Raw genomic sequence first — 310 nt, forward strand, 5'->3', positions numbered from 1 at the left:
GCTTTCATTTCTTCGCTCTCATACAGATCGTAAGCAAGGATTTCTGCTCCGAAACCTTTTGCAATTCTGCAAAATGCTTTTCCGATTGCACCGGTGCCAATGACCCCGATTTTTTTTCCATGGATATTAAATCCTGTAAGTCCTTCCAGCGAAAAATTATTTTCTCTCACTCGATTGTAAGCTTTGTGTGTCTTTCTCACGCAGGTAAGCAATAATGCTATGGCGTGCTCAGCCACCGCCTCAGGACTATAGGCAGGTACTCGCACGATCCGGATTCCTAGTTTTTCTGCAGCGGAAAGGTCCACTTGAT

Annotated in this window: 1 protein-coding gene; it reads right to left on the bottom strand. The window is 44.8% G+C overall.

All coding sequences use genetic code 11. The features are described 5' to 3' along the window. On the bottom strand, positions 1 to 310 hold a 310-nt coding region (locus tag ACNKXV_RS14035; protein WP_417908336.1), incomplete at both ends, for an NAD(P)-dependent oxidoreductase.

This window comes from Christiangramia aquimixticola (assembly GCF_048285835.1).
GTDB classification, from domain to species: Bacteria; Bacteroidota; Bacteroidia; order Flavobacteriales; family Flavobacteriaceae; genus Christiangramia; species Christiangramia aquimixticola.